Raw genomic sequence first — 12,890 nt, forward strand, 5'->3', positions numbered from 1 at the left:
CCCATGCTCGAACTGCGCAACCTGTCCAAGTCCTATGCCAGCGGCCGTCCGGTGCTGTCCAACCTGTCCTGGAACTTCAAGGCCGGCGAATTCGTCTCCATCATGGGCGACTCCGGCGTCGGCAAATCGACGCTGCTGAACCTGATCGCCGGCCTCGATACCCCGGATGTGAGCCCGAACTCCGCACCGGGCGACTCGCCCATCATCGTCGACGGCGTGCCGATGTCCGGCCTGGACGACGACGCCGCCACCAGGCTGCGGCGCGCGCGCATGGGCTTCATCTTCCAGGCCTTCCACGTGCTGCCGCACCTGACGCTGCTGCAAAACGTCGCCCTGCCGCTGCTGTTGAACGGCCTGCCGACCGAGCGCGCGGCGGAAATGCTGGAGGCCGTGGGGCTCGGCGGCCGCGGCGGCGATTTCCCCCATCAGCTGTCCGGCGGCGAAATGCAGCGGGTGGCGATCGCCCGCGCGCTGGTGCACCGCCCGGCCCTGGTGCTGGCCGACGAACCGACCGGCAATCTCGATCCGGATACCGCCCACAGCATCCTGACCTTGCTGCGGCGTGAAATCAAAGCCACCGGCGCGTGCGCGATCATGGTCACGCATTCGCAGGCGGCGGCCGGAATGACAGACAAAACCCTACAACTTTCAAAATCAGGCATACAAGAAACAACAATCGTCAACCCGTTTAAGCAATAAACAAGATAATTTTTTTATCAAACCCTCCCAATCTTTTCTCAGCGTAGTATTATTGAAACCAACTTGCATGGTTATCAAGAATGTTGAGTTGCGTACCACATTCAGACCAAAAAAGTGTGGACGCTAGCCTTGCCGGGAAACGTTAATTTTTTTCACGTTTTGAGCAAAGGAGGAGCAATCATGAACGTACGGCAAAAAAAGCTGGAACTGATCGAAGCCATGAACCGCGCTCGGGCACTGGAACCTTCCAGTTTTGTTCCGAACAAGCTTCTTGACACTTTGATCGAAAAGATGAACCTGAAAAACGACGCAGAACTCTGCCGAGTTTTAGAGGTGCAGCCACCCATCATCAGCAAGATCCGACACCGGAAATTGGCCGTCGGGGCTACTATCCTGCTGCGTATGCATGAAAAGTCAGATATCAGCATACGGGAATTGAAGGATCTGTCGACCGCGTCTATGCATTGAGCAGCCCAGCTGATCTTGCCATGCCAGGCGCCGGCATGCGGTATCCGGCGCCCTCTAATGCATTGCGTACAGCCCAAACCCCGCTGAACGCCGCATTACCCCTCCTGTAGCGCCTCTTCCACACATTTCAATTTGATACTTGGCGACAAAAAATCAGGCTTATACTGATTTCCACGGTCCGTCCCCCGTATCGCGCATGTTCTTTTGCCCGTCAAAGGAAAACATCATGAAATGGTTCTACGATCTGAAAATCGCCACCAAGCTGGTCACCTCCTTCATGGTCGTGCTGGGCTTGATGCTAGCCAACGGCATCATCTCGATCGCCAACATGGGCACCATCAACGGTTCCACCGTAGACCTGTATAGCAACTGGCTACCCAGCGTGCGCACCGTAATGACGGTCAAGTCCGACCTGCTCGAAGTGCGCCGCTGGGAACTCTCGTCCTTCCTCTACAGCGAGGGGCCGGCGCGCACCAACATCAACACGCGCATGGCGAGCGCCCTCTCCGCGCTCGACAAGGATGCCGCAGCCTACGCAGCGCAAGTGTCCGAGCCTGAGGAGAAACGGGTGCATGCCGAGATGGTCAAGTCGATGGCTGCGTACCTGGCTTCGCATGGCAAGCTGATGGCCCTGCTGAATGCCGGCCCGGACAAGACCGACGATGCCAAGGCGCTGCTGTCCGGCGACTCGGCGCGGCAGCTCGGCGAATTGAGCACGCAGATCGATCAACTGGTCAAAATCAATCTCGACGGCGCTGACCAGTCGGGGCAGACAGCGGCCAAGGTGTTCGCCAGCTCGCGCATGTGGACTATCGGCCTGCTGGCCGCCGCCATCGTGGGCGGCATGATACTGGCGATGTGGGTGGCGCGCATCATCTCGCGGCCGCTGCGCACCGCACTGGACGTGGCGCAGCAGGTGGCCAAGGGCGACCTGACGTCGTCGATCGAAGTCGAGTCGGCCGACGAGACCGGACAGCTGATGCTGGCGCTGCGCAATATGAACGACAACCTGCTGAAGATCGTCGGCCAGGTGCGTCACAGCACCGACGAAATCGCCACCGCCTGCGGCGAGATCGCCACCGGCAACCTGGACCTGTCGGCACGCACCGAGCAGCAAGCCAGCTCGCTCGAAGAAACCGCCAGCTCGATGGAGGAGCTGACCTCCACCGTCAAGCACAACGCCGACAACGCGCGCCAGGCCAATCAACTGGCGGCCACCGCCACCAGCGTCGCGGCCAAGGGTGGCGACGTGGTGTCGCAGGTGGTCGACACCATGAACTCGATCAACGACTCGTCGCGCAAGATCGTCGACATCATCGCTGTCATCGACGGCATCGCCTTCCAGACCAATATCCTGGCGCTGAATGCCGCGGTGGAAGCGGCGCGCGCCGGTGAACAGGGACGCGGCTTCGCGGTGGTCGCCAGCGAGGTGCGTAACCTGGCGCAGCGATCGGCCAGCGCCGCCAAGGAGATCAAGACCCTGATCGACAACTCGGTCGGCCAGGTCACCATCGGCAACCGCCTCGTGAGCGAGGCCGGCACCACGATGACGGAAATCGTCGACAGCGTGCGGCGCGTCAGCGACATCATGGGCGAGATCAGTTCCGCCAGCCGCGAACAGACGCAGGGCCTGGAGCAGATCAACCAGGCGGTATCGCAGATGGACGCGGTCACGCAGCAGAACGCAGCGCTGGTGGAACAGGCCGCAGCGGCGGCAGGCAGCCTGCAACAACAGGCCGAACACCTGACCGCGGCGGTGCAGGTGTTCAAGCTGCACGCGGATCCGGCGGCGCGGCCGGTGCTGGCGCGCGGCGGCCGCAAGCCGGCGCTGCTGGCCGGCTAGGCGAATTAGATCAGCACTTCTCGTACTTCCAGTTGCGCGCCTTGCCCTCGGCAATCCACTCGACCGCCTGCTCGCGCCGGCGCGTGCGGGTGGCCTCGGTCTTGGCCTCGGCGATCCATTCCGCGTAATCGCGCTTCTTGCTTGGGCTGAAGGCTTCGAAGTGCTGCTGCGCGGCCGGCACCGCGCGCAGCGCTTCGGTGAAGTCGTCGGGGATGACCAGCGGCCGCGGTTCGGCGGGCTTGGCACGGGCCGGCGCGGAGATGCCGTCGTCGTTCAGCTTCATCGCCTTCTTGATATAGCCGGTCAGGACTTTCTTGGACGGCAGGTCCTTGACCGTTTCGATGCGGCCGAACTGCCCCATCGCTTCGCGGTTGGCCTCATCGGCCATCAGCAGCTCGCCCTTCCAGAAGCCCAGCGCGCAGTGGGCCTTGAAGGCCGACATCCCGCACATCATGCCCTTGTACATAAAGTGCGGGAAGCTCCATTTCATCGTCTCTTCGACGTCGGGACAAGCCTCGTGCACGACGGCGCGCAGGTGCTTGAGGATGGGTTGTGCAAATTCGGCGGACTTGGCGATGTAGGCGTCGACGCGTGGATCGATGGTGGGCATGATGATGCTCGGCTGGTTGTTGTTTGCCTCAATATACCAAATACTCAGGGTGGCGCTTGGCGATTTCGCTTTCCAGCTGGTTGACGAAGGTGAAATTCGGCAGCGTCGGCGCGATGCGGCGACCGATGTCCCAACTACGCCACGCGCTGGGCGTATCGAAGCGCATGATCATCAGGTCGCCCAGGTCTTTCCAGGCGCCGCCCAGCACCGGATTGGCCTCCAGCACCTCGGCGAACAGCTGATCCGATTCCTGGTACTGCCCCAGCCTGGCGCGGTTGTTGGCTTCGAAGAGCTTCAGGATATAGGCCTTGCGCGGCGCCTGGTTGCGCAATCCGGACAGGGTCGACACGGCCGCCGCGAACTCCTCCTTCTTGGTGACGCTGGTGGCGCTGAAGGTCAGGCTGACCGGGGTGCTGGCGCGCATCTGCTCCAACTGCGCCGGCGTAAAGGGCTGCATCGCCGCGCCGGTGGACAGCGTGCATTCGACCCGGCCGAGCATCGTATCGAGCAACTGGTCGGCGCGGTAATCGGACTCGGTGTCGCAGGGATGCGCGGCGCGCAGGGCGGCCAGTTGTTCCGGCGTCTGCGCTGCCATGCGGTCCATCAGCGCGTCGATCGCGCCTTGCGCCGGCGCCGCCTGGCGGCGCGCGTAGCCTTGCAGCGTATAGGCCGGCGGCGTAGCGCTCTTCACCTGCTCCACGCTGACATTGACCGTACTGACGCCCATGGTGGTGTTGACGGTGAAGGTCAGGCTGTCGGGAATCACGCCGCCCTCGGCCAACCTGGCCAGCACTTGCGGATGGACCGACTGCGTGTAGCGCAGCAGCTGCGCGAAGTGCGCCACATCGCGCGCGCCGGCCTTGGCGCCATGCTTGCTCCACTGGGCCAGCGGGCCGCCCTCGCTGGAGAATTTCAGCGTATCGCCGCCGGTGGAGGCGTCGATGACGGTGGTGCTATCCTCGGCCAAGGTCAGCTCCTGTTCCAGGTCCACTTTGCGTGCCGGCTTCAACTCGGTATTGAGCTTGGCCAGCATGGCGTTCATGCCGATGCGGTTGCGCATTTCGAAGACCCGGAAACCGGCGGTGTCGAACAGCGAGTAGTCGACGTAGGTTTTACTGGCGCCATCCAGTACCACGCGCCGCCGGTTCTTGAAATCGTATATCGTCGTCGCACTGTCCGACCTGGCTTCGATGTAGTCGTCGGCTAAAGTGACGTACAGTGTGGACTTGCTGTCGGCCGGCGACTTGGTCACGGTCTTCAATGGCTCGTGATGCACGGACGACGTGACTTGCAGCGTAACGGCCGCCTGGCAGCTGGCGCCGCAGGCCAGCGCCAACAGGGCCAGCAACTGAATTCGATTCATAAGTACTCATCCGATGTTGGTAAAAAAACTCATGCTAAATTGACTTATCATTTATGACAACATTTTTTACGAATTTATCGCTGTCCCTGGCCGCTTGCGGCGCCCTGCTGCTGGCCGGCTGCGCCGCCACGGGCAACGGTGGAGGCCCGTCCGCCGTCAAGCCGGAGCAGCTGAGCGGCGCGCTGAATCGCGTCAGTTGGGGCGTCAACCTGAGCACGTACCAGCAGGCCGAAAAACTCGGCTACGACGCCTGGCTTGAGCAGCAACTGCATCCCGCCGCGGCACGGCTACCGGCCGCCGCACAGGCGCAGATCGATGCCATGACGATCACCCGGAAAACGCTGGTGCAGCTGAACCAGGACCTGGACCAGCAGCGCAAGGATGCCGACAAGATCGCCAACGACGACCAGAAGAAAGCCGCGCAGCAGGCCTACCAGCAGGAGCTGAACCGCATCGCCAAGGAAGCGGCCACACGCTCGCTGCTGCGCGACCTGTACTCGCCCAACCAGTTGCAGGAGCAGATGACGTGGTTCTGGATGAACCACTTCAACGTCCACCAGGGCAAGAGCAACCTGCGCGTGCTGGTCGGCGACTACGAGGACACGGCGGTGCGCGCGCACGCGCTGGGCAAGTTCCGCGAGCTGCTGGGCGCCACGCTGCGCCATCCGGCCATGATCCGCTATCTGGACAACGAGCAGAACGCCGCCGGCCATATCAACGAAAACTACGCGCGCGAGTTGATGGAGCTGCACACGCTGGGCGTGGACGGCGGCTACAGCCAGCGCGACGTGCAGGAACTGGCGCGCATCCTGACCGGCGTCGGCGTCAACCTCGGCCCCACCGCGCCCAATGTGAAGAAGGAACTGCAAGCGCAGTATGTGCGGCAAGGGCTGTTTGAATTCAACCCGAACCGCCACGACTACGGCAACAAGGACTTCCTCGGCCAAGCGGTGAAGGGACGCGGCCTGGCCGAAGTGGACGAAGCGCTGGACCGCCTGAGCCGCCATCCGGCCACCGCGCACTTCATCTGCCGCAAGCTGGCGCTCTACTTCGTCGCCGACGAAGCGCCGCCGGCGCTGGTGGAACGCATGTCGGCCACCTTCCTGTCCACCGACGGCGACATCGCCGCCGTGCTGCGCACCATGTTCACGTCGACCGAATTCGCGCAGTCGCTGGGCCGCAAATTCAAGGACCCGGCGCATTACGTGGTGTCTGCCGTGCGCCTGGCCTACGACGACAAGGTGGTCCTCAACACAGGGCCGATGCTGTACTGGCTCACCCGCATGGCCGAACCGCTGTACGGCCGCCAGACGCCGGACGGCTACCAGCTCACCCAATCCGGCTGGGCCAGTCCGGGCCAGATGACCACGCGCTTCGAGATCGCCAAGGCCATCGGCTCCGGCAGCGCGGGCCTGTTCAAGACCGACGGCCCGCAAGCACAGGAACGCGCCGCCTTCCCGCAACTGGCCAACGCGCTGTACTACCAGTCGCTGCAAAAAACCATCGCCCCCGCCACCCGCCAGGTGCTGGAGCAGGCCACCTCGCCGCAGGAGTGGAATACCTTCCTGCTGTCGTCGCCCGAACTGATGCACCGCTAAGGAATCGCACCATGAAACGCCGTACCCTGCTCAAATCCCTGTCCGCGCTGGCGCTGCCGGCGATGGTCGGCAACCTGTGGGCCGCTCCGGCCTCCAAGACCCGGCTGCTGTTCGTCTTCATGCGCGGCGGCTATGACGCCACCAGCCTGCTGGTGCCGATCTCCAGCCAGTACTACTACCAGGTGCGACCCAACATCGCGATACCCAAGCCCAGTGCCGACCTCAATTCCGCGCTGCCTGTCGACAGCGACTGGGGCTTGCACCCCGCCCTGCGCGACAGCATCTACCCGCTGTTCACGGCCGGCCAGGCTGCGTTCGTGCCGTTCGCCGGCACCGAGGACATCTCGCGCAGCCACTTCGAAACCCAGGACAGCATCGAACTCGGACAGGCGCTGGACCGCACGCGCGATTACCGCTCCGGCTTCCTGAACCGGCTGGCGCAGACGCTGACCGCCGACCGGGCCAGCGCCATCTCATTCACCGACCAGCTGCCGCTGGTCATGCAGGGCGGCGTGCAGTTGCCGAACATGGCGCTGCGCTCCATCGCCAAGCCCTCGGTCGACGCCCGCCAGGCCAAGCTGATTTCCGCCATGTACGACGGCACCGCCCTGTCGCAGCAGGTGCGCGACGGCTTCGCGGTGCGCGAGGACGTGATGAAGGAAATGATCGGCGAGATGGATGCGGCCAACCGCAACGCCATCACCGCCAAGGGCTTCGAGCTGGAAGCGCGCCGCATCGCCAAGCTGATGAAGGACAAATACAACATCGGCTTCGTCGACGTCGGCGGCTGGGACACCCACGTCGGCCAGGGCGGCGCCACCGGCTACCTGGCCGGACGGCTGGACGAACTGGGACGCGGCCTGGCCGGCTTCGCGCAGGAGATGGGACCGGACTGGAAGGACACGGTGGTGATCGTCGTCAGTGAATTCGGCCGCACCTTCCGCGAAAACGGCAACCGCGGCACCGACCACGGACACGGCTCGGTGTACTGGGTGCTGGGCGGCGGCGTCCAGGGCGGCAAGGTGCGCGGCGAGCAGATAAGGCTGGAACAGGCCACGCTGTTCCAGAACCGCGACTACCCGGTGCTCAACGAATACCGCGCCATGTTCGGCGGCCTGCTGTCGCGCATGTACGGCCTCAATACCGCGCAGGTCGAAACTATCTTCGGCGCCAAAGGGCGCGATATCGGCCTGGTTTGATGATGACGTGGGACGCCGTCAGGCCAGGGCCAGGCGCCGCTGCAAGCGCTCCAGCGTGCGCATGAACAGCTCCGGCTCGCCGGCCGCGCGCGCCAGCACCAGCGCGCCCTGGATGCCGCCGACAGTGTCCTCGGCCAGCGCCAGCGCCGTATCGGCATCGCGGCCGGCGCGCTCCAGCGCATCGGCCAGCGCCGCCACCCACTCGGCAAAGTAGCCCTGCACCTTGAGGGTGAAACGGTCGCGCTCATGGCCCAGCGCGAACACGCCCACCAGGCACACCTTGCGGCCCGACTCGAAATAACGGCCGACCGCGACGAACATCCGCTCCATCCCCTGCGCCGCATCGTCGGCGCTGCGCAGCGGCTGGAACACCTGATCGCGGAACCAGCCGTCGATCTCGGCCAGCACGGCATCGGCCATCTCGTCTTTACCGCCGGGGAAAAAGTTATACATGCTCCCCTTACCCAGCTTGGTGCCTTCGGAAATCCGGGACAGGCTCGCGCCCTCGAATCCGTAAGTCCGAAACACTTCCGCCAGCAGCGGGATCACGTCGCCGCGTTCGACCATCGTTCTTGCCATAGCTACCTTCTTAAAACATTCAAAATCCGAACTCGCTCAAGCCCGCATGATCGGCCGGACGCGGGCCGTTCAGGTCCCAATGGAACTTGCGGTCGGCCGCCGCGATCGGCGCTTCGTTGATGCTGGCCAGACGGTGGCGCATCAAACCGTCCTCGGCGAATTCCCAGTTCTCGTTGCCGTAGGCGCGATACCACTGGCCGGAATCGTCATGGTATTCGTAGGCGAAGCGAACTGCAATGCGGTTGCCTTCAAATGCCCACAATTCCTTGATCAGCCGGTATTCCAGTTCGCGCGTCCATTTGCGCGACAGCAGGCCGACGATGGCGGCGCGGCCGGTGACGAATTCGGCGCGGTTGCGCCAGCGGCAGTCCTCAGTGTAGGCCAGCGAGACCTTTTCCGGGTTGCGTGTGTTCCAGCCGTCTTCGGCCAGGCGGACCTTCTGGATCGCGGTTTCACGGGTGAACGGAGGGAGAGGTGGACGTGTCATGGGATTACTTTTTCAAGTTGTTTGTACCGATCGGTACAAACAAAGTGTAGTCCTCGCCTCAAGCGATTGCAAGCGGTTTTTTGGCGTCCTCCTCCGCTAGGGCAAGCCAAACTCCTTGCCGCGCAATCCGGAATACACGGTGTCGAACACCTGCAGATGATCGATCGCCGGCACCGGGCCGGCGCCGATCGGATCGCCCAGCCGCTGGACTTTCCCCGCCGCACCTTGAAACGCCGGCCAGTGCGGCACGCCGCTGCCGTTCGGATCCCCCGTGGCGACAAAATTGACCCAGTAGCGCGACATCGCCGCCGCCAGTTCGCGGTCGGCGCGCGTCCATGCCCAGGGCGTCTGCCCCAGATGATCGAACATATACCAAAGCTCGGCGTAGTGGCTGGCGCCCCAGCCGGCATGGACCGACTCGGCCGGGAACGGCGGCCGCTGCGCGAAGCTGTAGTAGTACACCGGACTGCGCCCCGCCTGCGCCAGCCGCGCCCACGCCCACATGTCCCAGCCAAAACGCAGGTCGCGCTCAAGCCCGAGGCGGCCCTCGCGCGCCTCAGCGTCGGTGGCGTGCGGATAGGCCGCCAGCAGCGCCGGCGGCAAGGCGCCGACACTGGCGGTGATGTCGGCCTCGAACCGGTCGGCGCGCACCGCCGTCACATCGACCAGCGCGCGCGCCTCCTCGGCGTTCGAGCCCAGCAGCAAAGGCAGGTCCTGATAGCGGCCCTGCACATAGGCCTCGTACGGCGACATGGGCAGCACATCCGGTTCGATCACGGGGTGTGAGACGGCGCCCGCGCCGCCGCCAATCAGGCGGCCGGCCGGCAGCAGGCGCATCGCCTCAAGGGTGGTGGCGCCGAGCGAACTCATATAGCTGGCGCCGTCGCGTTCAGCGTTTGCCAGCAGGTAGCCGGGAGCCAGCTGCAACGGTTCGAAGATGCCGCCGCTCTGCGCGATGGCGCGCTGGAACAGGCCTCGCGCGCGCGGCGACGCCAGCAGCGCGCTGACGGCCATGGCGCCGGCCGACTGCCCGGCGATGGTCACGCGGCCCGGGTCGCCGCCAAAGGCTGCGATGTTACGCCGCACCCATTCCAGCGCCGCAATCTGGTCCATCAAGCCATAGTTGCCCGACGAGCGCTGGGGCGATTCGGCGCTCAGCGCCGGGTGGGCGAGGAATCCCAGCGCGCCAAGGCGGTAGGCGATCGTCACCACCAGCACGCCCTTGCGGGCCAGGCGGTCGCCGTGATACAGCGGCATGGCCGCCGAGCCATTGGCATAGCCGCCGCCGTGGATCCAGACGATCACCGGCAAACGCTGTCCGGCGCGGCGCGGCGGCGCCCACAGATTGAGGTACAGGCAGTCCTCGCTGACGGCCGGTGGCTGCTCGCCAGGCATCGACACGCCTTGCTGCATGCACGCCGGGGCAAACTGACCGGCATCGCGCACGCCCTGCCACGCAAGCGCCGGCTGCGGCGGGCGCCAGCGCCACTGTCCCACTGGCGGCAACGCGAACGGAATGCCGCGATACACGTCCACACCGTCTTGCCGCCGTCCCGCCACTGCGCCGTCCCCGGTCATCACCGGCGCCGCCTGCGCTGCCTGCACCAAGCTCCAACCCGACAACAGCAACGCCAGCCACCATCTGCATACCGTCTTTCCCATGTCCGCTCCCAAGCGATTTGTCAGCGGCCAGTGTGGCCCGCCGGCGCCGCCCAGGCCAGACCGGCTGGTCACTTTTTCGCACGGCTTATCCCATTTCCGCCGGCGGCGTGAACGCTGCTAGAATCAATCGCATGACGATCTCCGCCCATCCCGCCCCTGCGACCGCGACTGCGACTTCACGCTGGTCCGCCTGGCTGCGTCCGCACGCCTGGGTCCTGCTGTACTGGCTGGCCTTCCTGCTGGTGCTTGAACCCGGCAACATCCAGCGCGCAGGCCAGGCCGGCCAGATCCTCAGCCTGCCACATGAAGCGGTCCGCATCCTCGTGGCCGCTTTGCTGGGCACAACGGTCACCTCGGCGGTGCAGACGCTGGTTGAGCGTTACCCGCTGCACAGTCCGGATCGCGTCCGCCATGTGCTGATCCACACCGCCGGCGCTGCCGGCCTGGCGCTGACGCTGATACTGGCGTCGTGCCTGCTGGCGGCATGGGTGTTCGAGGGCCGATGGCTGCCGTCCTGGGACGAAATACGGGACCAACTGGTGAGCAACTTCACGCTGTTGGTGTTTGCGCTGGCCGCGCTGACGGCACTGGTCCAGGCCAGCCTACAGCGTGGAGCGTCGGCCGCCGCCCCAGCCCGGCCCACCATGCCGGCGCCCTCCCGCGACGCCCTGCCCGCACTGACCCACGTGGAAGTCAAACGGCGCGGCCAGCTGATCTCGCTGCCGCTGTCCGAAGTGGACTGGATCGAATCGCAGGGCAATTACGTGGCCCTGCACGTCGGCGAAGAACAGCATCTGGTGCGCGACACCGTGTCACGCTTTGCCGAACGGCTCGATAGCCGCCAGTTTCTGCGCATCCATCGCAGCATGATCGTTGCCGTCGACCGCATCCGCGCAGTCGAGCCGCTGACCAACAACGATACCCTGCTGCACCTGACGCGCGGTGGCCCGCTGCGTGCCAGTCGCAGCTACGCCGCTGCCGTCAAGGCGGTCGCGGCGCAACTACGCCCGCATCAATAGGAACCTTTTTTGTCGTGGGCCGGTCACAAAACGTCGTTATCATAACTGCAAGCCAATTTGATAACGGAGTAAGTCATGCGCATCCCTGCCCTGCTGGCCTTGGCGCTCGGCGCCGCCGCACTGATCCCGGCCCATGCCGCCGATGCCTGGAAGCTCGCCGGCATCGACAACTTCTACATGCATACGCCGACGCCCAATTCCTTCATTGGCCTGTATCGCAGCCAAGGCATGGCCACCGACGGCAAGCAATGGTTCTTCTCGTGGCAGTACGGCCTGGAGCGCGCCAACGACAATTTCGATTCCGTGCAGCGCAATTCCTCGTTCACGCTGACCGGCGGCCTGTCGCCCGGCATTCCTGGCGCGCTGCTGGCGCAGGGCCTGAACCACATCGGCGACATCGATTACCACAACGGCATCATCTACGCTTCGCTCGATTCCACCGCCGGCTACACCAAGCCGCACGTGGCGCTGTTCAACGCCTCGGACCTGAGCTACACCGGCAAGACCTACGAGCTGGGTGGCACGCCCGCCAACCCGAACAAGGACCTGGCCAGCTGGGTCGCGGTGGACGCCAAACGCGGCTTCGGCTACGGTAAGGAATGGCAGGACGGGAACACCATCAACGTCTACAACCTGAGCGACTGGAGCTTCAGCCACACGCTCACGCTGTCCGCGCCGCTGGGCCGCATCCAGGGCGCCAAGGTGGTCGGCGACTGGCTGTACATGGCCTCGGACAACGACACGCAATCGATTTACCGCAGCAACCTGCTGACCGGCGCGGTGGAGGAAGTACTGCACTTGCCCAAGCCCCTGGGCGATTTCGAAATGGAAGGCCTGGCGCTGCGCGAAGGCGCCAACGGTGCGCTCGACATGTACATCGAGCAGGTGGTCGACCCGGACCGCAGCGGCCAGTCGCTGACCAATCCCAACCTGCATCTGGCGCTGTACCACTACCAACTGGCGCCGGTGCCGGAACCGGCCACGTATGCAATGCTGCTGGCGGGCGCCGGCCTGCTGGCCATGCGCCGCCGGCGCGTCGCCTAGGCCAACACCTTCAGGCGAACAGTTCCCGGCCCAGCTGCCGGCCACTCTCGGTCAGCAGCACGGTGCCAGCGACGCCGCCCTCTTCCAGCCGCAGCTCGATCCAGCCGGCGTCGACCAGCATCGTCAGCTGGCGCCGCAACACGGACATCGGCCGCTCCGACTGCTTGCTCAATTTTGCCAGCGTGCAGGGCTTGTCCGGCCACTCCGCGTTGATGCGCCACAGCGCCTCCAGCACGCCGACCAGCGCGGCCATGACCTCTTCATCCATCCTGTGCACCCGTAAGCTCAAAAACGCAATTCTGCACTATACTCCGCTCAA

At 64.6% G+C, this 12,890-nt stretch carries 13 protein-coding genes; 7 read left to right on the forward strand and 6 right to left on the reverse strand.

Annotated elements, in window-relative coordinates; translation table 11 throughout:
• Window positions 1–3 precede the first annotated feature (3 nt).
• From D0T21_RS11645 to D0T21_RS11655, 3 genes are all read left to right on the forward strand, one after another.
• Window positions 4–699, forward strand: coding sequence for an ABC transporter ATP-binding protein (locus D0T21_RS11645; RefSeq protein WP_116989686.1), 696 nt, complete (start codon window positions 4–6; stop codon window positions 697–699).
• 180 nt (window positions 700–879) lie between these two features.
• The gene (locus D0T21_RS11650; protein WP_008447145.1) at window positions 880–1,167 is read left to right on the forward strand and encodes a hypothetical protein; all 288 of its coding nucleotides are present in this window, start codon (window positions 880–882) and stop codon (window positions 1,165–1,167) included.
• A gap of 226 nt (window positions 1,168–1,393) precedes the next feature.
• Window positions 1,394–3,010: a methyl-accepting chemotaxis protein gene (locus D0T21_RS11655; RefSeq protein WP_116989685.1), complete on the forward strand. Its 1,617-nt coding sequence runs from the start codon at window positions 1,394–1,396 to the stop codon at window positions 3,008–3,010.
• Between the two features lie 10 nt (window positions 3,011–3,020).
• Here the strand turns inward: D0T21_RS11655 and D0T21_RS11660 are convergent, their stop codons facing one another.
• Both D0T21_RS11660 and D0T21_RS11665 read right to left on the reverse strand, forming a co-directional pair.
• The gene (locus D0T21_RS11660) at window positions 3,021–3,620 is read right to left on the reverse strand and encodes a YdeI family protein (protein ID WP_116989684.1); all 600 of its coding nucleotides are present in this window, start codon (window positions 3,618–3,620) and stop codon (window positions 3,021–3,023) included.
• A 28-nt stretch (window positions 3,621–3,648) separates the two neighbouring features.
• Entirely contained in the window at window positions 3,649–4,983 is a 1,335-nt protein-coding gene (locus tag D0T21_RS11665; protein ID WP_147328095.1) for a hypothetical protein, read from the reverse strand.
• Window positions 4,984–5,036: 53 nt separating this feature from the next.
• Between D0T21_RS11665 and D0T21_RS11670 the strand changes: the two genes are divergently transcribed.
• Both D0T21_RS11670 and D0T21_RS11675 read left to right on the forward strand, forming a co-directional pair.
• Complete coding sequence (locus D0T21_RS11670; RefSeq protein WP_116989682.1) at window positions 5,037–6,581, forward strand: DUF1800 domain-containing protein; 1,545 nt, start codon at window positions 5,037–5,039, stop codon at window positions 6,579–6,581.
• A gap of 11 nt (window positions 6,582–6,592) precedes the next feature.
• A complete protein-coding gene (locus D0T21_RS11675) occupies window positions 6,593–7,780 on the forward strand; it encodes a DUF1501 domain-containing protein (protein WP_116989681.1) in 1,188 nt (395 codons plus the stop codon).
• Between the two features lie 18 nt (window positions 7,781–7,798).
• On the opposite strand, the gene D0T21_RS11680 is transcribed toward D0T21_RS11675, so the two are convergent.
• From D0T21_RS11680 to D0T21_RS11690, 3 genes are all read right to left on the reverse strand, one after another.
• A complete protein-coding gene (locus D0T21_RS11680; protein ID WP_116989680.1) occupies window positions 7,799–8,359 on the reverse strand; it encodes a TetR/AcrR family transcriptional regulator in 561 nt (186 codons plus the stop codon).
• A gap of 19 nt (window positions 8,360–8,378) precedes the next feature.
• Window positions 8,379–8,846: a nuclear transport factor 2 family protein gene (locus D0T21_RS11685; protein WP_116989679.1), complete on the reverse strand. Its 468-nt coding sequence runs from the start codon at window positions 8,844–8,846 to the stop codon at window positions 8,379–8,381.
• Window positions 8,847–8,942: 96 nt separating this feature from the next.
• On the reverse strand, window positions 8,943–10,508 hold the full coding sequence (locus tag D0T21_RS11690; RefSeq protein WP_116989678.1) for a carboxylesterase/lipase family protein: 1,566 nt from the start codon (window positions 10,506–10,508) through the stop codon (window positions 8,943–8,945).
• Between the two features lie 131 nt (window positions 10,509–10,639).
• Between D0T21_RS11690 and D0T21_RS11695 the strand changes: the two genes are divergently transcribed.
• On the forward strand, window positions 10,640–11,527 hold the full coding sequence (locus tag D0T21_RS11695) for a LytTR family DNA-binding domain-containing protein (protein WP_116989677.1): 888 nt from the start codon (window positions 10,640–10,642) through the stop codon (window positions 11,525–11,527).
• A gap of 75 nt (window positions 11,528–11,602) precedes the next feature.
• The gene (locus tag D0T21_RS11700; RefSeq protein ID WP_116989676.1) at window positions 11,603–12,571 is read left to right on the forward strand and encodes a PEP-CTERM sorting domain-containing protein; all 969 of its coding nucleotides are present in this window, start codon (window positions 11,603–11,605) and stop codon (window positions 12,569–12,571) included.
• 10 nt (window positions 12,572–12,581) lie between these two features.
• On the opposite strand, the gene D0T21_RS11705 is transcribed toward D0T21_RS11700, so the two are convergent.
• Window positions 12,582–12,839, reverse strand: a complete 258-nt coding sequence (locus tag D0T21_RS11705; RefSeq protein WP_116989675.1) for an ArsR family transcriptional regulator — start codon at window positions 12,837–12,839, stop codon at window positions 12,582–12,584.
• Between the last annotated feature and the right edge of the window lie 51 nt (window positions 12,840–12,890).

Origin of the sequence: Duganella sp. BJB476 (assembly GCF_003416895.1) — a bacterium.
GTDB lineage: Bacteria > Pseudomonadota > Gammaproteobacteria > Burkholderiales > Burkholderiaceae_D > Rugamonas.

Coding starts and splice junctions, on each gene's coding strand:
- D0T21_RS11695 (WP_116989677.1), top strand. CDS start 10,640: ATGACGATCTCCGCCCATCCCGCCCCTGCGACCGCGACTGCGACTTCA.
- D0T21_RS11705 (WP_116989675.1), bottom strand. CDS start 12,839: ATGGATGAAGAGGTCATGGCCGCGCTGGTCGGCGTGCTGGAGGCGCTG.
- D0T21_RS11665 (WP_147328095.1), bottom strand. CDS start 4,983: ATGAATCGAATTCAGTTGCTGGCCCTGTTGGCGCTGGCCTGCGGCGCC.
- D0T21_RS11675 (WP_116989681.1), top strand. CDS start 6,593: ATGAAACGCCGTACCCTGCTCAAATCCCTGTCCGCGCTGGCGCTGCCG.
- D0T21_RS11655 (WP_116989685.1), top strand. CDS start 1,394: ATGAAATGGTTCTACGATCTGAAAATCGCCACCAAGCTGGTCACCTCC.
- D0T21_RS11660 (WP_116989684.1), bottom strand. CDS start 3,620: ATGCCCACCATCGATCCACGCGTCGACGCCTACATCGCCAAGTCCGCC.
- D0T21_RS11685 (WP_116989679.1), bottom strand. CDS start 8,846: ATGACACGTCCACCTCTCCCTCCGTTCACCCGTGAAACCGCGATCCAG.
- D0T21_RS11650 (WP_008447145.1), top strand. CDS start 880: ATGAACGTACGGCAAAAAAAGCTGGAACTGATCGAAGCCATGAACCGC.
- D0T21_RS11670 (WP_116989682.1), top strand. CDS start 5,037: ATGACAACATTTTTTACGAATTTATCGCTGTCCCTGGCCGCTTGCGGC.
- D0T21_RS11700 (WP_116989676.1), top strand. CDS start 11,603: ATGCGCATCCCTGCCCTGCTGGCCTTGGCGCTCGGCGCCGCCGCACTG.
- D0T21_RS11680 (WP_116989680.1), bottom strand. CDS start 8,359: ATGGCAAGAACGATGGTCGAACGCGGCGACGTGATCCCGCTGCTGGCG.
- D0T21_RS11645 (WP_116989686.1), top strand. CDS start 4: ATGCTCGAACTGCGCAACCTGTCCAAGTCCTATGCCAGCGGCCGTCCG.
- D0T21_RS11690 (WP_116989678.1), bottom strand. CDS start 10,508: ATGGGAAAGACGGTATGCAGATGGTGGCTGGCGTTGCTGTTGTCGGGT.